Raw genomic sequence first — 20455 nt, forward strand, 5'->3', positions numbered from 1 at the left:
GCAGGTGGCGCGAGCGGCGAACGACGGCTCGCCGGCCGGTATCCGGAAGCCGCGCACGTGCTGCGCGGCCGGGTGGGGGCGGGGAGCTGAACTGGACGGATCGATTTCGATTTGCGGGGTGCTATGAGAATTGCTGTACTGGATGACGATCCGGCCCAGACGGATTTCGTCAGTCAAACGCTGACGGCCGTTGGCCATACGTGCTATGCGTTCAAGGAAGGCAAGGCCCTGAAGAAGCGTCTGCAGCGCGAGACGTTCGATCTGCTGGTGCTTGACTGGAACGTACCTGACATGTCCGGCGAGGAAGTGTTGAAGTGGGTGCGTGCCAATCAGACCGAGCACAGCCTGCCGATCATCTTCATGACGAGCCGTGACGACGAGGCGGGGATCACGCAGATCCTCAACGCCGGCGCCGACGATTACGTGGTCAAGCCCGTGTCGGGCCCGATCCTGCGCGCGCGTATCGGCTCGCTGCTGCGTCGCGCGTATCCGGTCAACGCCGAGGCCACCGTTCGCGAATTCGATCAATTCCGTTTCGACGTGAACCTGAAGCAGGCCTACGTCGGCGACAAGGCCGTGAGCCTCACGCAGAAGGAATTCGAACTCGCGCTGCTGCTGTTCCAGCACCTCGACCGGCCGCTGTCGCGCGCGCACATTCTCGATCTCGTGTGGAAGCAGGCGACCGACATCCCGTCGCGCACGATGGACACGCACATCTCGATGCTGCGCACCAAGCTCGGCCTGCGGCCCGAAAACGGCTATCGCCTTGCGCCGATCTACGGGTACGGCTACCGGCTCGAGCGGGTCGGCCAGGGAGAACCGGAGTGACGACGGGAATCACGCAGCGCACGGCGAACCTGCGCACGGTAGCGCTGCGCGCAGCCTGCGCGGTCGCGTTTGCGTTCGCCGCACAGCATGCGGCTGCCCAGCCGCCTGCGGCGGCGGGCAAGATGGTCGTCTACCGTACGCAGGCGGGCGACACGCTGTACGACGTCGCCGCGCGCTACCTGCAGGGCGCGGACGACTGGCAACTGCTTCAGAAGATCAACGGCGTGCCCGCGCCGAAGCACCTGCAGCCCGGCATCGCGCTGAAGCTGCCGGTGGCGCGCCTGCGCAAGGAAAAGCTGACCGCCCGCGTCATCGCGGTGCAGGGCACGGCCGAACGCGCGTCCGGCGACGCTTACGCGCCGCTCGCGAACGACGCGACGCTCGCCGAGGGCGATCGCGTGCGCACGGGCCCGAACGGCTTCGTGACACTCGAGCTCGCCGACGGCACGCACATGAGCCTGCCGCCCGACAGCCAGCTCGACCTGAAGGCGCTGCGCCGCACGGTGCTGACCGGCACGCTCGATCGTGAGTTCGAACTCAGGCGCGGCTCGGTCGACAGCGAAGTCACCCATCTGAAGAAACGCGATGACCGCTTCCAGATCCGGTCGCCGTCGGTCGTGGCCGGTGTGCGCGGCACGCACTTCCGCGTGAATTACGATGCGGCTGGCAACGCGTCGACGCGCGTCGAAGTGCTCGACGGCACCGTCGGTGTCGCGGGCGACCGCCAGCCGGCCGGCCCGACGCTCGTGCATGCGAATTTCGGCAGCGTCGCGACATCGTCCGGCGCGGTCGGCGCGCCCGTCGAGCTGCTGCCCGCACCGGCGCTCGCGCATCCCGACAAGGTGCAGGACGAGCCCGACGTCGCATTCGACGTTGCACCGCTCGCCCAGGCGCAGGCATACCGCGTCCAGCTCGCGCACGACGCCGGGCTGCTCGACCTGTTCCGCGAAACGCGCACCGGTTCGCCGCGCGCGGTCTTCCGCGACGTGCCGAACGGGAACTACTTCGTGCGGGTCGCCGCGATCGATGCGAACGGCCTCGAGGGCCGGCCGCGTACGTACGCGTTCGAACGCCGCATGATGGGGCTCGACGCGAGCGCGTCGCCCGGTGCCGGCGGCTACGAGTTCCGCTGGTCGCCGAACGGTTCGGGCAAGGATGCGCGCTACCGGTTCGTGCTGTCGCGCTCGAAGGACCTGAGTGCGCCGGTCGTCGACCAGGTCGGCCTGCATACGCGCCAGATCACCGTCGCGCACCTGCCGCCGGGCGACTATTTCTGGGCCGTGACCGTCGAGGAGTTCGAAGGCGGCAAGTTCTACGAGAAGACCAGTCCGGTCAGCGCGTTCACGCTGTCGCGCTGATTCGCGGCGCATGAAACCCGACTCCGTTTCTCCACGGCGGCGCCTCGGCCGCCGATTCCTGATCGAATGGATCGCGATCGGCTGCCTCGGGGTCGCCGTGATCCTCGCGTGCGCGGTCGGCCGCATGTCGGCGAGCGTCGACGGCCTGATCTACGACCGGCTGCTGATGCTGCGCAGTCTGCCGTTGTCACCCGACGTGGTCGTCGTCGACATCGACAACCAGAGCGTGTCCGCGCTCGGCCGCTGGCCGTGGCCGCGCGACGTGCATGCGCGGCTGCTCGACACGCTGGCGCGCGCGCAACCGGCCGCCGTCGTCTACGACGTGCTGTTTACCGAACCGTCGCCGGAAGATCGCGCGTTCGCGGACGCAATGACCCACGTGCCGACCTTCCTGCCCGTGCTGTTGAGTCCCGAGCAGGCCGACGGCACGCGCGCGGTCGATCCGCCGGTGGCCGCGCTCGCGGCGCGCGCGGTCGGGCTCGGCCACATCAACCTCGAAGTCGATCGCGACGGCATCGTCCGCAGCGTGGCGCTGTACGAAAGCGACGGCCGCGTGCGCTGGCCGCAGCTGATGGTGCCCGTGTATCGCGCGATCCAGGGCGGCCAGCTGCATCCGGTCGGCGGTGCGCCCGGCGCGCATGCGCACGACCTGTCGCGCGACGCGACCGGCGAGGGCCGCTACCTGATCCCGTTCAGCCGCAACACACCCGCGTATCCGACCTTGTCGTTCGACGACGTGCTCGAAGGGCGCGTGAAGCCCGACGCGCTGCGCGGCAAGATCGTCGTCGTCGGTGTGACGGCGTCGGGGCTGTACGACCGCTTCGCGACGCCCGTGTCCGGCGAATTCGGGCCGCTCGCCGGCGTGTATATCCACGCCAACGTGCTCGACATGCTGGCGACCGGCAGCGCGATCTCGCCCGCGTCGCGCGCCGGGCTGTTCGTCGCGTCGCTGCTGCCGCTCGCCGCGCTGCTGGGCGGGTTCCTGATGCTGTCGCCGTGGCGTGCGCTGCTGCTGACGCTGAGCCTTGCCGCGCTGTCGGTCGTCGCGAGCATGGCGCTGCTGTTCGAGGCGCGCATCTGGCTGTCGCCGGCGCCTGCGATCTTCGGGCTGGTCGCCGTCTACCCGATCTGGAACTGGCGGCGTCTGGAAATGACGATGTCGTACCTGCGTCGCGAACTGCAGCGGCTCGCCGACGAGCCGCACCTGCTGCCCGAGGCGCCGCGTACGCGTAGCGTCGGCGGCGACGTGCTCGAGCGGCAGATGGCCCTGATGGCACAGGCCGCGCAGCGCGTGCAGGACATGAAGCGCTTCGTGTGGGACAGCCTCGACAGCATGCCCGAGCCGATCTTCGTGACCGACCTGGCCGGCACGGTGCTGATCGCGAACCACGCGGCCAAGCGTTACGGGTCGCGCCTGTCGCTGCCGCTGCCGGAAGGGCGGCCGCTGCGCACGGCGCTCGGCGAGCTGACCTTCATGAAGACCGTCGACGGCAACGCCGAACACGACGTGGCGATCCGCGAACACTGGCCGGCCGTACTCGACCCGACGCTCGAAGCCGAGCACGATGCGATGGCGCGCGGCATCGAGGTGCGCGATCGCGACGGGCTCGACCATCTGCTACGCTACGCGGCGTGCACGAACGCGCAGGGCCGCGTGACGGGCTGGATCGCCGGCCTTGTCGACGTGACCGAACTGCACGCGGCCGAGCGGCAGCGCGAGGAAGCGCTGCACCTGCTGTCGCACGACATGCGCTCGCCGCAATCGTCGATTCTCGCGCTCGTCGAGATCGAGCGCGACCGCGCCGAGACCGACGCGATGCGCGGGCTGCTCGCGCGGATCGAGCGCTATGCGCACCGCGCGCTGTCGCTGGCCGACGAGTTCGTGCAGCTGGCGCGTGCGGAGTCGCAGGTGTACCAGCTCGAGGCGACGAGCCTCGTCGACGTGCTGATCGATGCGAGCGACGAAGTGTGGCCGCAGGCGCAGGCGAAGCACATTCGCGTCGACACCGACGTCGGCACCGAGATGTGCTGGGTGCGCGCCGACCGCTCGCTGATTACGCGCGCGTTCGTGAACCTGCTGAACAATGCAGTCAAATACAGTCCGTCCGCTACCGTGATCACGTGTACGCTGGCGGTCGAGCACGCGTCGAAACGGATGTTCTGTACGATTCGCGATCAGGGTTACGGCATTGCGCCGGAAGATCAGCGGCATCTGTTCGAGCGTTTCAAGCGATTCCATGCCGGCGAGCGGCCCGAAATCTCGGGTTCCGGGCTCGGCATGGCATTCGTGAAGACGGTCGTCACGCGCCATGGGGGCAGCGTGTCGGTCGACAGCGAGGTGGGTGTCGGCACCGCGGTGACGGTGTCGCTGCCCGCGATCGACGAGCCGTCCGCCTGACAGGGCCGGGCGCGACGGCAGGCATTTGGGGAAAGCCATGAGAAAGGAATGGGCAGCGACCGCGCTGGCGGCGTCGCTGTTGACGGGTTGCGCCGGCGTGACGAGCGGCGTGAGTGCGGTCGGGCAGCCGAACGCGTTTGCATCCGATGCGCACGGCTACGATTTCGTGCGGACGGCCGCGCAGGCCAATGATGCCGAATACCGGCAGATCGAGACGCTCGTGCGCGACGAACTCGCACACCGCGGCTTCGATGCGAAGCCGCTCGCGGCCGCGCGCTACCGATTGTCGATCGCGTATGCGACGCAGCCGGCCACGGTCGCGGCGATCGCGGACGGCTGCGGCGCCGCGAGCAGCGCATGCGTGACGGTCGATGGGCCGGCGCCGTTCGCGCTGCCGTTCATGGGCCGCGTGTATCGCCATGTGCTGACGCTGCGCTTCGTCGACGCGAAATCGGGCGCCGACGTCTACCGCGTATCGGCCTCGCTGCGCGATCGCGATCCCGGCACGCAGCAGGCCGCGCCGGCGCTCGTGAAGAGCGCGCTCGCGAAGGTGCCGTTCGGCGACGGCGGCGGCTGGCTCGTCAAGACGAAAAAAGACGACGCGGGCGGAATGCCGGGCGTCGTCTCGGTGAAGCCGGCCGAAGCGCGCTGAGCGTCGGTCGGTGAGGTGAGGGCGGGCTCGCCGGAGCGAGCCCTGGCGCCCTTGCCGCGTTCAGTCGGCCGGGCGTCCGCCGTTGCGCGTGCGCAGGTACGTGTCGAACTCCGCGCCGACTTCCGCGTGGCGCAGTGCGAATTCGACCGTCGCCTTCAGGTAGCCGAGCTTGCTGCCGCAGTCGTAGCGCGTGCCCTGGTACTTGTAAGCCAGCACTTGCTCATCGGCGAGCAGCGCCTGGATCGCGTCGGTGAGCTGCAGCTCGCCACCCGCGCCGGGCTTCAGCGCGCGCAGGTGCTCGAAGATCCGCGGCTTCAGGATGTAGCGGCCGACCACGCCGAGGTTCGACGGCGCGACTTCCGGCGCCGGCTTCTCGACGATCGCCGACATCTTGACGATCGACTCCTCCCACTCCTTGCCATCGACGATCCCGTACGACTTCGTCTCCGACGGCGGGATCTCTTCGACGCCGATCACCGAGCTGTGATAGTGGTCGAACACGTCGACCATCTGCTTCATCACGGGCGGGTTGCCGTCGAGCAGGTCGTCGGCGAGGATCACCGCGAACGGGTTGTCGGCGACGAGCTTTTCCGCGCACAGCACCGCATGGCCGAGGCCGAGCGCTTCCGGCTGGCGCACGTAGAAGCAGTCGACATGGCTCGGCTTGATGCTGCGCACGAGCTCGAGCAGCTTTTCCTTGCCGCGCGCCTCGAGTTCGGCCTCGACTTCATACGACTTGTCGAAGTGATCCTCGATCGCGCGCTTGCTGCGCCCGGTGACGAAGATCATCTCGGTGATGCCGGCGGCGATCGCTTCCTCGACTGCGTACTGGATCAGCGGCTTGTCGACGACCGGCAGCATTTCCTTCGGGCTCGCTTTCGTTGCCGGGAGGAACCGCGTGCCGAGACCGGCAACAGGGAACACTGCCTTGGTAACTTTCAACATGATCGAACCTTTATTCCTGTAATCGACTTGTCAGACGGTCTATGTTCACGTCCCCATTATAGTGAACGCAAACGACCTTACCCTTTGTTACGCAGGCAACCGATCGAGCTGCGCGCGCAGTTTCTCGAGTGTGCTCTGGAATTCCGCGACGCGTTTCTGCTCCTGTTCGACCACGGCCGGCGGCGCTTTCGCGACGAATGCCTCGTTGCCGAGCTTCGCGTTGCACTTCGTGATCTCGTTCGTCAGGCGCGTGATCTCCTTCGACAGGCGCTCGCGTTCGGCCGCGACGTCGATCTCGACCTTCAGCACCAGCTTGTTCGGCCCGACGATCGCGATCGGCGCACCGTGCGCTTCCTTGTCGAGCGCCGCTTCGTCCGCGAGGATCTGCACTTCCGACAGGCGCGCGAGGGCCTGAACGTACGGCGCGAACGAGCGCAGGCGCTCGGCATCGCCGGCTGCAAGCAGCGGCACCTTGGTGGCCGGCGACAGGTTCATCTCGCCGCGCAGGTTGCGGCATGCGTCGACGATCGCCTTCAGGTCGGCCGCCCACTGTTCGGATGCCTCGTCGATCTTCTGCAGGTTCGCGACCGGGTACGCCTGCGTCATCAGCGACGCTTCGCCCTCGGCCTTGCCTTGCGGATAGCGGCCCGCGAGCGGCGCGACCTTCTGCCAGAGCGCTTCGGTGATGAACGGGATGATCGGGTGCGCGAGGCGCAGCACCGTCTCGAGCACGCGCAGCAGCGTGCGGCGCGTCGCGCGCTGCTGTTCCGGCGTGCCGTTCTGGATCTGCACCTTCGCGAGTTCGAGATACCAGTCGCAGTATTCGTCCCACACGAACTTGTAGATGCTGCTGGCGATGTTGTCGAAGCGGTAATCGGCGAAGCCCTTCGCGATGTCGGCCTCCGTGCGCTGCAGCAGCGACACGATCCAGCGGTCGGCCGCCGAGAAGTCGAGGTAGCCGCCCGGGCCGCAATCGCCCGCGCCGCAGACTTCCGGCTTGTCGCTGCCGCAGTCGTGACCTTCGCAGTTCATCAGCACGAAGCGCGTGGCGTTCCACAGCTTGTTGCAGAAGTTGCGATAGCCTTCGCAGCGCGCGAGGTCGAAATTCACGTTGCGGCCGAGCGTCGCCATCGACGCCATCGTGAAGCGCAGCGCGTCGGTGCCGAACGCGGCGATGCCGTCCGGGAATTCCTTGCGCGTCTTCTTCTCGATCGTCGCGGCCTGCTTCGGGTTCATCAGGCCCGTCGTGCGCTTCGCGACCAGCGTGTCGAGGTCGATGCCGTCGACGATGTCGATCGGGTCGAGCGTGTTGCCCTTGCTCTTCGACATCTTCTGGCCTTCCGCGTCGCGCACGAGGCCGTGCACGTAGACGGTGTGGAACGGCACCTTGCCCGTGAAGTGCGTGGTCATCATCACCATCCGGGCGACCCAGAAGAAGATGATGTCGAAGCCCGTGACGAGCACCGACGACGGCAGGAAGTGCTTCAGTTCAGGCGTTTCGTTCGGCCAGCCGAGCGACGAGAACGGCACGAGCGCCGACGAGAACCACGTGTCGAGCACGTCTTCGTCGCGCTTCAGCGCACCCGTGTAACCCTTCGCGGCAGCCTGCGTGCGCGCTTCTTCCTCGTTGCGCGCGACGAACACCTCGCCGTTCTCGCCGTACCACGCGGGAATCTGGTGGCCCCACCACAGCTGGCGCGAGATGCACCAGTCCTGGATGTTCTCGAGCCACTGGTAATAGGTGGTCGTCCAGTTTTCCGGGACGAACTTGACCTGGCCGCTGCGCACGACGTCGAGGGACGTTTCCGTGATCGACTTGCCCGGATTGAACGTGCCTTCCGGCGCCGGCTTCGTCATCGCGACGAACCACTGGTCGGTCAGCATCGGCTCGATCACGACGCCCGTACGGTCGCCGCGCGGCACCATCAGCTTGTGCGGCTTCACCGAGTCGAGGAAGCCCGCTGCGTCGAGGTCGGCGACGATCGCCTTGCGCGCGTCGAAGCGGTCGAGGCCGCGATACTGCTCGGGGCCGTTGTCATTGATCTTCGCGTCGAGCGTCAGGATCTCGATCGGCGCGATCTTGTGGCGCTGGCCGACCTGGTAGTCGTTGAAGTCGTGCGCGGGCGTGACCTTCACGACGCCCGTGCCGAACTCGCGATCGACGTAGTCGTCGGCGATCACCGGGATCTCGCGGCCCGTCAGCGGCAGCGTGACGAGCTTGCCGATCAGGTGCGCGTAGCGCTCGTCTTCCGGGTGGACCATCAGCGCGACGTCGCCGAGCATCGTTTCCGGGCGCGTCGTGGCAACGGTCAGCGAGCCCGAGCCGTCGACGAGCGGGTAGCGGATGTGCCACAGGTGGCCGTTTTCCTCTTCGCTCACGACTTCGAGGTCCGACACGGCGGTCAGCAGCACCGGATCCCAGTTGACGAGGCGCTTGCCGCGGTAGATCAGGCCCTGTTCATAGAGCGTGACGAACACGTCGCGCACGGCGGCCGACATCTTGTCGTCCATCGTGAAGTATTCGCGCGACCAGTCGGGCGATGCGCCGAGGCGGCGCACCTGGCCGGTGATCGTCGAACCCGATTTTTCCTTCCATTCCCACACGCGCTCGACGAACTTCTCGCGGCCGAGGTCGTGGCGCGACACGCCCTGCGCGTCGAGCTGGCGCTCGACGACGATCTGGGTCGCGATCCCCGCGTGGTCGGTGCCGGGCACCCACAGCGTGTTCTCGCCGAGCATCCGGTGGTAGCGGGTGAGGCCGTCCATGATCGTCTGGTTGAACGCGTGGCCCATGTGCAGCGTGCCCGTGACGTTCGGCGGCGGCAACTGGATCGAGAAATCGGGGCGGGCCGGATCGAAGGCCGGGGCCGCATAGCCGCGCTTTTCCCACTCCGGCCCCCATTGGGACTCGATGGTGTGGGGCTCGAAACTCTTCGCAAGCGTGTTGTCGCTCATGTTGGAAATCTGCCGAAAAATGCGTGAATTGGATGCCGAATCTGACAATTATAAATGGATGCACATCGAGCAGCCATCGCCTTGCCGGCGCGGGTCTCTCGGGACGCGGCCGCCGCGCGCTTGCGACGTGCTGTCGAACGGATCGGGAACAGCATCGCGCGGCCGACTTATAATGTCGGGTCCGCATTTTTCTCGCCCGTTCGCTGCCGCTCCATGCCCGACCTGCTCGCCAATCTGAACCCCGAACAACTCGCCGCCGTCACGTTGCCGAACGAACCGGCGCTGATCCTTGCAGGGGCGGGCAGCGGCAAGACCCGCGTGCTGATCACCCGCATCGCGTGGCTGATCAAGCAGGGCTACGCATCGCCGCCCACCGTGCTCGCCGTGACCTTCACGAACAAGGCCGCGCGCGAGATGATGGCGCGCCTGTCGGCGATGATGCCGATCGACACGCGCGGGATGTGGATCGGCACGTTCCACGGCCTGTGCAACCGGATGCTGCGCACGCACTGGCGTGACGCCGGCCTGCCGCAGACCTTCCAGATCCTCGATACGGCCGACCAGCTGTCCGCGATCAAGCGGCTGATGAAGGCGGCGAACGTCGATGATGAAAAGTACCCGCCGAAGAACGTGCAGTACTTCATCAACAATGCGAAGGAGCAAGGGCTGCGTCCCGACAAGGTCGACGCATCCGACAACTTCAACCGCAAGTTCGTCGAGCTGTACCAGGCATACGACCAGCAGTGCCAGCGCGAGGGCGTCGTCGATTTCCCCGAACTGCTGCTGCGCTGCTACGAACTGCTCGCGTACAACGCGCCGCTGCGCGCGCACTACCAGGCGCGCTTCCGGCACATCCTCGTCGACGAGTTCCAGGACACCAACAAGCTGCAGTATGCGTGGCTCAAGATGCTCGCGGGCGGCGAGAACGCGATCTTTGCGGTCGGCGACGACGACCAGTCGATCTACGCGTTCCGCGGCGCGAACGTCGGCAACATGCGCGACTTCGAAGACGAATTCCGCGTGCGCAACCTGATCAAGCTCGAGCAGAACTACCGGTCGCACGGCAACATTCTCGACGCGGCGAACCAGCTGATCTCGAACAACGCGCACCGTCTCGGCAAGAACCTGCGTACCGACGCCGGCCACGGCGAGCCCGTGCGCGTGTACGAGGCGAGCACCGATTCGCAGGAAGCCGGCTGGATCGTCGAGGAGATCCGCTCGCTGATCAACACCGGGATGGCGCGTAGCGAAGTGGCCGTCCTGTACCGCAGCAACGCGCAGTCGCGCTCGATCGAGCACACGCTGATGTCGTCCGGCATCCCGTACCGCGTGTACGGCGGCCTGCGCTTCTTCGAGCGCCAGGAAGTGAAGCACGCGCTCGCGTACCTGCGCCTGATCGACAACCCGAACGACGACACCGCGTTCGTGCGCGTCGTGAACTTCCCGACCCGCGGCATCGGCGCGCGCTCGATCGAGCAGCTGGCCGACGCCGCGCGCCTGTACGGCTGCTCGATGGCCGCCGCGATTCCGTACGTGACGGGCAAGGCCGGCACGAGCCTCGGCGGGTTCGCGAACCTGGTCGCGAAGATGCGCGCCGATACGCAGCACATGAACTTGCCCGACACCGTCGAGCACATCGTGCGCGCCAGCGGTCTCGCCGATTTCTACCAGGGCGAGCGCGAAGGCCAGGACCGTCTCGAGAACTTGCAGGAACTGGTCAACGCGGCCACCGCGTTCATCGCCGAGGAAGGCTACGGGCTCGACACGCCGGCCCGTTCGATCCCGCTGCGCGCAGGCGCAATTGCGGCGCCCGAGCTCGGCACCGCGACGGACGATCCGGCGGTCGACGTGCTCGATCCGGTGTCGCCTGCCGACCCGGCACAGAACCCCGACACGATGACGCCGCTCGCCGGCTTCCTGTCGCATGCGTCGCTGGAGGCCGGCGACAACCAGGCGCAGGCCGGGCAGGACGCCGTGCAACTGATGACGGTGCACGCGGCGAAGGGGCTCGAATTCTCGGCCGTGTTCATCACGGGCCTCGAGGAAGGGCTGTTCCCGCATGAGAACAGCGTGCTCGAATCGGACGGCCTCGAGGAAGAGCGCCGGCTGATGTACGTCGCGATCACGCGCGCGAAGGAGCGGCTCTACCTGTCGTTCGCGCAGAGCCGGATGCTGCACGGCCAGACGCGCTACAACGTGCGCTCGCGTTTCTTCGACGAACTGCCCGAACACGTGCTCAAGTGGCTGACGCCGAAGGTCGAGGCCGGTTCGCGCTGGGGCGGTCGGTCGGACAACGCCGGGTACGGGCGCGACTGGTTCGCGCGGCCGGGTGGCGGCAGTCGCGAGCAGATCGTCGATCCGGCCGTATCCGCGCCGTTGCCCGCGTTCGCGAACAAGCAGCGCGCGGCCGATGCCGGTTTCCGGGTCGGCCAGCAGGTGTTCCACACCAAGTTCGGCGAAGGCACGGTCACCGCGCTCGAGGGCAACGGCACCGATGCGAAGGCGCAGGTGAAATTCAAGCGGCACGGCGAGAAGTGGCTCGCGCTGGCGGTCGCGAAACTGCAGGCGGTGGAATGATGAGCATCGACATGATGGGTACGGTTTCGACGCGTCCGCTCGGCATTCTGGCTGCGCTGCCCGAGGAACTCGGCGACCTGATCGCCACGATGCGCGCCGACGGCGCGATGAAGACGATCACGTTTGGCCGCCGCGATTATCACGTCGGCACCGTGCACGGTGCAGCCTGTGTCGTGACGCTCGCCCGGGTCGGCAAGGTCGCGGCCGCCGCGACGGTCAGCGCGCTGATCCACGTGTTCGGCGTGGCGGGCGTCGTGTTCACCGGCGTCGCGGGCGGCGTGTCGCGCTCGGTGCACGTCGGCGATGTCGTCGTGGCCGATACGCTGCTGCAGCACGACCTCGATGCGTCGCCGCTCTTTCCGCGCTACGAGGTGCCGCTGCTCGGCATCACGCGCTTCGCGACCGACGCGGCGCTGACGGCCCGCTTGCGGGCCGCGTGTACGGAATTCGTCGCGGAAGAGGGTGCGCAGTTCGCCGAGCGCTTCGGCCTGGCCGGCGCAACGCTGCATGCGGGGCTCATCATCAGCGGCGACCGCTTCGTGTCGAGCGAACGCGAGGTCGTCGCGCTGCGTGATGCGCTGCCGGATGCGCTCGCGGTCGAGATGGAAGGGGCCGCGATCGCGCAGGTGTGCGCCGAGCACGACGTGCCGTTCGCGCTCGTGCGCACGATTTCCGATACGGCCGACGATCACGCGACGCAGTCGTTCTCGCACTTCCTGTCGGCGATCGCGAGCAGCTATTCGTCCGGCATCCTCAAGCGTTTCCTGGCGCTGCATGCAACGACGGCGGCCTGAAGCCGCCGCCGTTTTCTTCATTCCTTCATTCAAGCCATTCGACCGGCCGCGGCGCGCACGCCGCGGCCGGCTCGTCACGCCTTCTTGCGCCGGCTGCTTTCGAGGTTCGGCAGGAACACCGTCAGCACGCCGATCAGCGGCAGGAACGAGCACACCTTGTAGACGAACGTGATGCTCGTCGCGTCGGCGAGCTGGCCGAGCACGGCCGCGCCGACTCCGCCGAGGCCGAACGCGAAGCCGAAGAACAGGCCCGCGACCATCCCGACCTTGCCGGGCATCAGTTCCGTCGCGTAGACCAGGATCGCGGCGAATGCCGACGCGAGCACGATGCCGATGATCACCGTCAGCACGCTGGTCCAGAACAGGTTAGCGTACGGCAGCAGCAGCGTGAACGGTGCGACGCCGAGGATCGATACCCAGATCACGTACTTGCGGCCGATCCGGTCGCCCACCGGGCCGCCGATCAGCGTGCCGGCCGCCACGGCCGCGAGGAACACGAACAGGTGGATCTGCGCGGCCTGCACCGACAGGTGGAACTTGTCGATCAGGTAGAACGTGAAATAGCTGTTGATGCTCGCGAGGTAGAAGTACTTCGAGAACACGAGCAGCACCAGCACGCCGATCGCGCCCATCACGCGGCCGCGCGACAGCGTCGGGTGGCCGGCCGCCGCGGCCTTCTTCTTCATCGACGGATGCTTCTTGTACCAGTGGCCGATCTGCGTGAGCACGATCATCGCGACGAGCGCGGCCGCCGAGAACCACGCGATGCTGTGCTGGCCGTGCGGAATGATCACGAGTGCGGCAAGCAGCGGCCCGAGTGCTGAACCCGCATTGCCGCCAACCTGGAACACCGACTGCGCGAGCCCGTGCTGGCCGCCCGACGCCATCCGCGCGACGCGCGACGATTCGGGATGGAACACCGACGAGCCGCAGCCGACGAGCGCGGCGGCCACCAGCAGCATCGGGAAACTCGTCGCGACCGACATCAGCAGCAGCCCCGCGAGCGTGAAGCCCATGCCGACCGGCAGCGAATACGGTTTCGGACGCTTGTCGGTATAGAGGCCGATGAGCGGCTGCAGCAGCGATGCGGTGATCTGGTAGGTGAGCGTGATCAGGCCGATCTGCGCGAACGACAGCGCGAACTGGCTCTTGAGCATCGGATAGATCGCGAGGATCAACGACTGGATCATGTCGTTGAGCATGTGCGAGAAGCTGATCGCGCCGAGCACCGGGTACACGGTGCGGGCGACGGGGGGCGCGGACGGCTGGGTGGCGGCTGCGCCGGCGGAGCCGGTGTCGAGGCTGGTTTCCATGTGAGAGCTGAACGAGTTGAGGTGGCGGGCGCGCGCTGCTGGGGAGTGGCGCGTCTTGAATCGTTGCTGCGTCAAAGAAGTGTAATGTGGCGTATCGAGAATGTCCGGACAAGTTTTATCGTGAATCGGACATTCATCTGACGGATCGTCCGGTGCCCGTTTTTTTGACCGGGTATAACGCTGGCGGCGCGCCTGCCCGTCCGCGGGCGCGCGACCGGGGCCGGTGCGTGGTTTCCCGGACTCAAGAAACGGCGGTGGCGGCCGTAGAACGACCCAATGACAACAGGCGCGCCGCGCCCGGCATCGGCTATCCGCCGGTGCGGGCGCAGGACGCGCGGCATGGCCAGCCATCGCGGGACCGCCGGGACCGACCTTTCCGGCCACGTGATCAATACGGGGATAGTTCGATGAAAGCAGCATCTTTGCATCCACAGCCAGGCGCGGCACCCGCCGCACCCGATGTTGCCGCCGGTCGCGCCGCCCGGCGCCTGCGGGCGGCGCGTCGCGAGCGCCGGCCGTGGACCGTCAAGGCGACGTTGCGCGCCGCATTCGCGATCCTGCTTGCCGGTACGCTGGCGATCGGCATGTTTTCGCTCTGGCAGATCAGCCGGCTGAATGCGTCGATCGCGTCGGTCTACGAGCAGGGCCACGTCGCGAGCCGCGCGGCCGAGGAGGTTCGGGCCGAAGTGCTGCGCGCGAGCCGTGCCCAGAAGATGCTGCTGACTGCGACTACCGCGAAGGAGCGCGACGAACTGGGTGCCGAGGTGGGCGCGGGGCTCGCGTCGATCGGCCAGGCGCTCGGCACGCTGCAGCGCTACGCGGATCCGGCCGATGCCGACGATTCGGCGCGGCTGCGCGCATTCTCGACGGCGGTCGGCACATGGAGCGCGCATCTGCGCGATTTCGTCGAACTCGTGCGCGCGCAGCCGCTCGACCTGTCGCAGATGAACTGGCAGGTCGGCACGCAGGACGTATCGTTGCTGGTCGAAACCGGCAAGCTCGAGAAACTCGTCGCCGAACTCGTGAAGACGCGCGGTGCGAAGTCGAAGGCCACGCTCGATGCGTCCGCCACCATTTTCTCGTCGTCGTTCGCGATGATCGCGGCGATGACGGTTGCGCTGATCGTGCTCGCGATCGTGATCGCCGAGCGCGTCGTGCGCCGTCTCGCGTCGCAGCTCGGCGGCGAGCCCGCGCACGCGAAGGCGATCGCCGCGGACATCGCGCGCGGCGACCTGACGCGACCGATCAAGCTGGGCCGGCACGACCGCGACAGCATGGTGCGTGCACTGGCCGAGATGCAGACGGGGCTTGCGGCGACCGTCGGCGAGATCGCCGTCAGCGCCGAGGCGATCGCGGCCGCATCGGGCGAGATCTCCACCGGCAATCTCGATCTGTCGAAGCGCACCGAGCAGCAGGCCGTCGCGCTCGAACGCACCGCGGCGAGCATGGAGCAGCTCACGTCGACCGTACGGCAGAACGCCGAGAATGCGCGGCAGGCGAGCGCGCTCGCGGCCAATGCGTCGGCTGTTGCGGAGACGGGGGGGGACGTCGTCGGGCGTGTGGTGGCGACGATGAGCGAGATCGACGACAGCGCGAAGAACATCCGCGACATCATCGGCACGATCGAGGGGATCGCGTTCCAGACCAACATTCTCGCGTTGAACGCAGCGGTCGAGGCCGCACGCGCCGGCGAACAGGGGCGCGGCTTCTCGGTGGTCGCGGGCGAGGTTCGCCTGCTCGCGCAGCGCGCGGCGACCGCAGCGAAGGAGATCCGCGCACTGATCGGTGCATCGGTCGAGCGTGTCGCGAACGGCGCGGCGCTCGCGCACGATGCGGGCCGCACGATGGGTGACGTCGTGCGCGCGGTCAAGCGCGTGACCGACATCATCGGTGAAATTTCTGCTGCATCGGACGAGCAGAGCGCCGGGATCGACGAGATCGGCCGCGCGGTCACGCAGATGGACGCCGGCACCCAGCAGAACGCGGCACTCGTCGAGCAGGCGGCTGCCGCGGCGAACGCGCTCGACGAGCAGGCGCAGGCGTTGAAGTCGCTGGTCGGGCGCTTTCGCATCGCGGCCTGAGCGACACGCGGTCGCGGGCCGGCCACCCGCGACGCGCGCATTCCGCCGCACACCTGTTGTTCGGTGACAAAACCGGCAGTCACGCGGCGCGCAATCCCCTACAATGCGCTTCCACACAGTTGGGGGCAGAACCCGCGACGCGCGCATCGACACCGGTGCGACCTCGCGCCGAGCGGGTCATTCATAACAATGACAACGACGATTTACCTGAGCGGATACCTGTGCATGCTCGTTTCCGCCGCGATTGGCTTGCGGTCACGCATGCCTGCGTGGCGCTGGCTCGCGGCGGGTATCGCACCGGCCGCCACGTTCGCCGTGCTGCGCGGCAGGACGGGCACCGACACGGCGATTTACCAGGACATCATCGCCGGCATCTGGAGCGGCAACCTGAAGGTCGTGCCGCGCACGCTCGAGCCCGGCTTCGTGTGGCTCGTGCGCGCGCTCGAATGGGTCGGGCACGACCCGCGCATCGTGACGGCGATCCTGTCGCTGCTGATCGTCATCGCATGTGTCGTCGCGTTCGGGCGGACGGCCGAGGACGCGTGCGTGTTTGCCACGCTGATCTTTCCGCTGTTTTTCTACGACATGGCGATGAGCGGGCTGCGCTATGGTCTCGCGTTCTGCGCGGCCAAGATCGCGTCGGACGCGTGGGCGCGCAGGCGGCCAGGTGTGTCGATCGCGTTGACGGCCGCGGCGGCCAGCGTGCACGTGTCGGCAGTGCTGCTCGTCGTGCTGCTGCAGGTGCGGCGGCTGCGCCTGCTGCGCTATGCGGGGCTGGCGGTCGCGATCGGCGGTGTGCTGTTCGCGATGCATCACGAGGCGTTGCTGGCGAAATTCGGCCTCTATGCGGCATTCACACCGCCGGCGCAGATGTCGGGCAGCGCGCCGCTCGCGCTCGCGCTGCTGACCCTCGCGGCCGGCTGGGCGCTGCTTGCCCGCATGCCGCGCACGCTCGTGTTCCTGTTCGCCTGCGAGATCGCGAGTTTCGCGCTCGCACGCGTCAGCTATGCGGGGCTGCGCTTCCAGTGGCTCGTGCTGTTCGCGATGAGCTGCCAGTTCGTGCCGCTGCAACGCGTGCCGAACGTGCGGCGCCGGCTTGCGATCGCCGCACTCGTCGTGATCGGCGCCTTCGGCTTCGCGATGCGGTTGCGCAACATGCTGGGCGAATCGGGGCTCGGCCCGTCGCCGTTCCTGCCTTACCGGTTCTTCTGGGAATGATGCAGCCGGGCGGGGGGCCGCCCGGCGCGTCCCGCGCTTACGACTTCTTCTGCTTGTCCGGATCGATGATGACCGTGCAGGTCGTGCCCGCCGACAGCACCACGTCGGCCGGCACGTCGTCGATCTTGATGCGCACCGGCACGCGCTGCGCGAGGCGCACCCAGTTGAACGTCGGGTTCACGTCCGCGACGAGGTCGCGGCTCTGCGGGTTGTCGCGATCGTAGATGCCGCGCGAGATGCTTTCGACGTGGCCCTTCATCACGCCACCGCTCATCAGCCGCATCTCGGCCGGCGCGCCGATCTTCACGCGCGGCAGCTTGGTTTCCTCGAAGTAGCCGTAGACCCAGAACGAATGGCTGTCGACGATCGCGAGCTTCGCCTGGCCGGCCACCGCATAGTTGCCCTTGAACGTCTGCAGGTTCGTGATGTAGCCGTCGACCGGCGCGACGACGCGCGTGCGCTCGAGGTTGAGCTTCGCGGCATCGAGCGCGGCGATCGCCTGCTGGTACTGTGCATCGGCGCTCGACGCGCTATGCGCGGCGTTCTCGCGGTTTTCCTTTGACACGACGAGCGCATCGAGATCCGCGCGGCGGGCCGCGTCGTCGCGGCGCATCTGCAGTTCCGCGCGGCGGGCGGCGACGGCCGCCTGCGCCTGCTCGACTGCGATCTGGTAATGCGACGGGTCGATCTGCATGATCAGGTCGCCTTTCTTGACGAGCTGGTTGTCATGCACGGGCAGCTCGACGATCGCGCCCGACACGTCCGGCGCGACGTTGACGATCTCGGCGCGCACGCGCCCGTCGCGCGTCCACGGATCATCCATGTAGTGCACCCACAGCGAGCGCCCGATCAGGATCGCGACGAGAAGAATGACGGCGGTCGCGACGAAGCCGAAGAGTTTTCTGAGAATCATGATGGTTCGGAATCAACGGTAAACGGCAAGACTCAGTCCGCCGCAAATGCAGACGAGAAGGCAGGCCCGGAACAACGACGGGTGCCAGACGAGACGGTAGAGGCCCGTGTAGGCGAGCAGGCGGTCGACGGCCCAGGTCGCAAGCGCGCCCAGGACGAACATCAGCACCACCGTGGGCATGTAGGCATCGAGAATGGCGATTTCACGCGGCATCATGACGAGGCTCCTGGTTGGGGACGCACGGGGCGGTTGCGGTTGAGCGCGGCGAGCGGCGATTCGGGGTCGAGCAGCGCCGTACGTACGAAATGCAGGTGGCTCAGGATGCGCTGCAGCCGGTGGCGTTCCTCGCGCGTCGGCGTGAACGCGTCGAGCGTCTGCCGGGTCGCGTCGATCGCGTCGTTGACCGCGGCGAGCGTGGCATCGAAGCGTTCGGTGTCCGGCCGCGTGAACAGCGACGACAGCGCGGCGCGCATCGTCTCGATCGCGCGTCGCCACGGCGTCGTCGGCGCATAGCGCGGGTCGGACGGCAGCGTTGCCAGCTCGTGACGCAGGTCGATGGCCGCGTTGCCGGTTTCGAGCACCGCGAACATCCAGCGCAGCGCGTCGCGCTGCACGTCGGGCTGGTCGGCCGACAGCGTGTGCGCCTGGTACATCAGGTCGCGCGCGCCGCTCTCGAAGCGCGTGCGCAAGCCGGCGAGCCGTGCATGGCCGGCCGCGACAGCCTGGTGGCGCAGGTCGGCGAACAATCGCTTCTTGAGCCACGGCGCGGTCGGCGGGAACAGTACCGCGAACGCGATCGCCGATACCAGCATCGACAGCACGAGCGCGAGCGCGTCGTTCATGAAGCTCATCGGATCGTAGTGCGTGATGCTGTCGGGGCCGGCAAGGAAGCAGAAGAAGATCAGGTAGCCCATTCCGTAGCCCGCGAGCTTCGGCTTCAGCGTCATGTAGATGCCGATCGCGAGCAGCGGCGCGAGCGCGACGCACAGCAGCGGGAAACCATCGATGTGCGGATAGATGCCGAACGTCAGCACGAAGCCCGTGCAGACGGCGAGCGCCGTCCCCATGCCCATCTGTGCGGACATCGCGGTCGGGCGTGGCGTCGACGACGCGAGCGCGCAGGTGGCCGCCGCCGTCAGTGTGAGCGTCACGCCGCTCGGCCAGGCGGTCTCGATCCAGAACCAGCCGAGCAGCAGGATCACGCTCGCGGTGCGGATCGCCGCGATCACCATCGCCGTCACGTTGGTGCGCGGCTCGTAGCGTTCGATCCAGCGTTCGCGCTCGTGCGTCGCGGTCGACAGCGACGCGTAGGTCGCTGCGTACTCGTGCAGGTCGGTGATGAAGCGGTACAGCAGCTCGGCCGCCGTATCGAAGTCGAGCAGCGGAAAGTCCGGCTGCGTTTCGAGCGCCGCGCGCGTCGCGCGGATGCGGCGCGGCAGCGCGTCGCGCCACGCGAGCAGTTGCTCGGCCGTCTGGCCCGCGTCGGTCGACGTGCGCACCGGTTCGCCGGTGGATGTCAGCAGCAGCGGCGCGATCTCGCGGAAGTACGGCTCGATCGCGTCGATCGCAGCCTGCGCGCCGGCACCATGCAGCCGGTTCATCAGCTGATGCAGCGCGTGGAAACGACTCGACGCGCTCATGAACTCGCTGTTCAGCCGCGCGAGGCGGCCGCTGCGCATCCGTGTGTCCGGATCCTCGAACACGGCCATGCTGCGCGCGGCCTCGAATCCGACCACGTCGGCGACGAAGCGCGTATGGATGGTTTCGATATGCGCGCGGTCGAGCTGGCCCGACAGCGCCGATGCGACGTAGTCGACGAAACTGCCGAAGCGCTTGCGCACCGTCGTGCGCATCTGCTCGCCTGTGTACTGCGGAAACACGAGTGCGCTGACCACGCCGGCCGATACGATCCCGATGATGACTTCGGAAACGCGTGTCATCGCGCTCATGAACGCGCCGTCCGGGTGCTGCGACGCCGGTAGCCCGATCAGCGCGGTCGTGTAGCCGGCCAGCAGGAAGCCGTAGCTGCGGAAGTTGCGGTTGCGTGCCGCGCCGGCGGTGCACAGCGCGATCCACAGTGCGACCGCCAGCAGGAACAATTGCGGCTGCTGCGGGAACAGCCCGACGAACGTGAGCGTCGCGATCAGTCCGAAGACCGTGCCGGCGACGCGGTAGAAGCTCTTCGCGAGCACCGCGCCGCTTTGCGGCTGCATCACGATGAACACGGTCGTCATCGCTGTTTTCGGTGCGGGTAGGTCGAGCCGCATCGACACGCCGGTCGCGATGAACGCGGCGAGCAGCGCCTTGAACAGGTAGAGCCACGCGGCGCCGTCGGTACGGGCCCAGTCGCCGAACGCGGCGGTCCAGGCCGCGAGCGGACCGCTGGCGTGCGTGGAAGCGGGGGAGGAGGCTGACATGGCGGG

Annotated in this window: 14 protein-coding genes; 8 read left to right on the forward strand and 6 right to left on the reverse strand. The window is 67.5% G+C overall.

The genetic code is table 11. The features are described 5' to 3' along the window. The first annotated feature begins 123 nt into the window (after positions 1–123). From BCEP18194_RS13000 to BCEP18194_RS13015, 4 genes are read left to right on the forward strand one after another with little or no spacing between them, the layout of a single operon-like run. On the forward strand, positions 124–828 hold the full coding sequence (locus BCEP18194_RS13000) for a response regulator transcription factor (RefSeq protein WP_006490421.1): 705 nt from the start codon (positions 124–126) through the stop codon (positions 826–828). Next, the gene (locus BCEP18194_RS13005) at positions 825–2186 is read left to right on the forward strand and encodes a FecR family protein (RefSeq protein ID WP_011351745.1); all 1362 of its coding nucleotides are present in this window, start codon (positions 825–827) and stop codon (positions 2184–2186) included. Before BCEP18194_RS13000 ends, BCEP18194_RS13005 begins: the two co-directional genes overlap by 4 nt. Before the next feature lie 10 nt (positions 2187–2196). Then, positions 2197–4584, forward strand: a complete 2388-nt coding sequence (locus tag BCEP18194_RS13010) for a CHASE2 domain-containing protein (protein ID WP_011351746.1) — start codon at positions 2197–2199, stop codon at positions 4582–4584. Between the two features lie 37 nt (positions 4585–4621). Beyond that, positions 4622–5236: a DUF4136 domain-containing protein gene (locus BCEP18194_RS13015; protein WP_011351747.1), complete on the forward strand. Its 615-nt coding sequence runs from the start codon at positions 4622–4624 to the stop codon at positions 5234–5236. A 60-nt stretch (positions 5237–5296) separates the two neighbouring features. Here the strand turns inward: BCEP18194_RS13015 and galU are convergent, their stop codons facing one another. Then, positions 5297–6181, reverse strand: coding sequence for a UTP--glucose-1-phosphate uridylyltransferase GalU (gene galU / locus BCEP18194_RS13020; protein WP_011351748.1), 885 nt, complete (start codon positions 6179–6181; stop codon positions 5297–5299). 87 nt (positions 6182–6268) lie between these two features. Further along, positions 6269–9136 carry a valine--tRNA ligase gene (locus tag BCEP18194_RS13025; protein WP_011351749.1) on the reverse strand — a complete coding sequence of 956 codons (2868 nt, stop codon included), beginning with the start codon at positions 9134–9136 and terminating at the stop codon, positions 6269–6271. Between the two features lie 213 nt (positions 9137–9349). Here BCEP18194_RS13025 and BCEP18194_RS13030 point away from each other — a divergent pair, with 213 nt between their 5' ends. Both BCEP18194_RS13030 and BCEP18194_RS13035 read left to right on the forward strand, forming a co-directional pair. Then, a complete protein-coding gene (locus tag BCEP18194_RS13030; protein WP_011351750.1) occupies positions 9350–11713 on the forward strand; it encodes a UvrD-helicase domain-containing protein in 2364 nt (787 codons plus the stop codon). Then, the gene (locus BCEP18194_RS13035; RefSeq protein WP_041492810.1) at positions 11710–12507 is read left to right on the forward strand and encodes a 5'-methylthioadenosine/adenosylhomocysteine nucleosidase; all 798 of its coding nucleotides are present in this window, start codon (positions 11710–11712) and stop codon (positions 12505–12507) included. The genes BCEP18194_RS13030 and BCEP18194_RS13035 overlap by 4 nt, the downstream gene beginning before the upstream one ends. 74 nt (positions 12508–12581) lie before the next feature. On the opposite strand, the gene BCEP18194_RS13040 is transcribed toward BCEP18194_RS13035, so the two are convergent. Further along, positions 12582–13820 carry an MFS transporter gene (locus BCEP18194_RS13040; RefSeq protein ID WP_011351752.1) on the reverse strand — a complete coding sequence of 413 codons (1239 nt, stop codon included), beginning with the start codon at positions 13818–13820 and terminating at the stop codon, positions 12582–12584. A gap of 407 nt (positions 13821–14227) precedes the next feature. Here BCEP18194_RS13040 and BCEP18194_RS13045 point away from each other — a divergent pair, with 407 nt between their 5' ends. Further along, entirely contained in the window at positions 14228–15901 is a 1674-nt protein-coding gene (locus BCEP18194_RS13045; protein ID WP_011351753.1) for a methyl-accepting chemotaxis protein, read from the forward strand. A gap of 225 nt (positions 15902–16126) precedes the next feature. Continuing rightward, positions 16127–17119 carry an EpsG family protein gene (locus BCEP18194_RS13050; RefSeq protein ID WP_157687167.1) on the forward strand — a complete coding sequence of 331 codons (993 nt, stop codon included), beginning with the start codon at positions 16127–16129 and terminating at the stop codon, positions 17117–17119. A 37-nt stretch (positions 17120–17156) separates the two neighbouring features. On the opposite strand, the gene BCEP18194_RS13055 is transcribed toward BCEP18194_RS13050, so the two are convergent. The 3 genes from BCEP18194_RS13055 to BCEP18194_RS13065 are packed head-to-tail and all read right to left on the reverse strand — an operon-like array spanning position 17157 to position 20449. Next, complete coding sequence (locus BCEP18194_RS13055) at positions 17157–18032, reverse strand: efflux RND transporter periplasmic adaptor subunit (protein WP_011351755.1); 876 nt, start codon at positions 18030–18032, stop codon at positions 17157–17159. 12 nt (positions 18033–18044) lie between these two features. After that, positions 18045–18248, reverse strand: a complete 204-nt coding sequence (locus BCEP18194_RS13060; RefSeq protein ID WP_011351756.1) for a DUF1656 domain-containing protein — start codon at positions 18246–18248, stop codon at positions 18045–18047. Further along, positions 18245–20449 carry an FUSC family protein gene (locus BCEP18194_RS13065; RefSeq protein ID WP_011351757.1) on the reverse strand — a complete coding sequence of 735 codons (2205 nt, stop codon included), beginning with the start codon at positions 20447–20449 and terminating at the stop codon, positions 18245–18247. Before BCEP18194_RS13065 ends, BCEP18194_RS13060 begins: the two co-directional genes overlap by 4 nt. Between the last annotated feature and the right edge of the window lie 6 nt (positions 20450–20455).

The organism is Burkholderia lata (assembly GCF_000012945.1).
In the GTDB taxonomy this organism is placed as follows: domain Bacteria; phylum Pseudomonadota; class Gammaproteobacteria; order Burkholderiales; family Burkholderiaceae; genus Burkholderia; species Burkholderia lata.

Coding starts and splice junctions, on each gene's coding strand:
- BCEP18194_RS13015 (WP_011351747.1), top strand. CDS start 4,622: ATGAGAAAGGAATGGGCAGCGACCGCGCTGGCGGCGTCGCTGTTGACG.
- BCEP18194_RS13065 (WP_011351757.1), bottom strand. CDS start 20,449: ATGTCAGCCTCCTCCCCCGCTTCCACGCACGCCAGCGGTCCGCTCGCG.
- BCEP18194_RS13030 (WP_011351750.1), top strand. CDS start 9,350: ATGCCCGACCTGCTCGCCAATCTGAACCCCGAACAACTCGCCGCCGTC.
- BCEP18194_RS13040 (WP_011351752.1), bottom strand. CDS start 13,820: ATGGAAACCAGCCTCGACACCGGCTCCGCCGGCGCAGCCGCCACCCAG.
- BCEP18194_RS13010 (WP_011351746.1), top strand. CDS start 2,197: ATGAAACCCGACTCCGTTTCTCCACGGCGGCGCCTCGGCCGCCGATTC.
- BCEP18194_RS13045 (WP_011351753.1), top strand. CDS start 14,228: ATGAAAGCAGCATCTTTGCATCCACAGCCAGGCGCGGCACCCGCCGCA.
- galU (WP_011351748.1), bottom strand. CDS start 6,181: ATGTTGAAAGTTACCAAGGCAGTGTTCCCTGTTGCCGGTCTCGGCACG.
- BCEP18194_RS13000 (WP_006490421.1), top strand. CDS start 124: ATGAGAATTGCTGTACTGGATGACGATCCGGCCCAGACGGATTTCGTC.
- BCEP18194_RS13035 (WP_041492810.1), top strand. CDS start 11,710: ATGATGAGCATCGACATGATGGGTACGGTTTCGACGCGTCCGCTCGGC.
- BCEP18194_RS13050 (WP_157687167.1), top strand. CDS start 16,127: ATGCTCGTTTCCGCCGCGATTGGCTTGCGGTCACGCATGCCTGCGTGG.
- BCEP18194_RS13060 (WP_011351756.1), bottom strand. CDS start 18,248: ATGATGCCGCGTGAAATCGCCATTCTCGATGCCTACATGCCCACGGTG.
- BCEP18194_RS13025 (WP_011351749.1), bottom strand. CDS start 9,136: ATGAGCGACAACACGCTTGCGAAGAGTTTCGAGCCCCACACCATCGAG.
- BCEP18194_RS13055 (WP_011351755.1), bottom strand. CDS start 18,032: ATGATTCTCAGAAAACTCTTCGGCTTCGTCGCGACCGCCGTCATTCTT.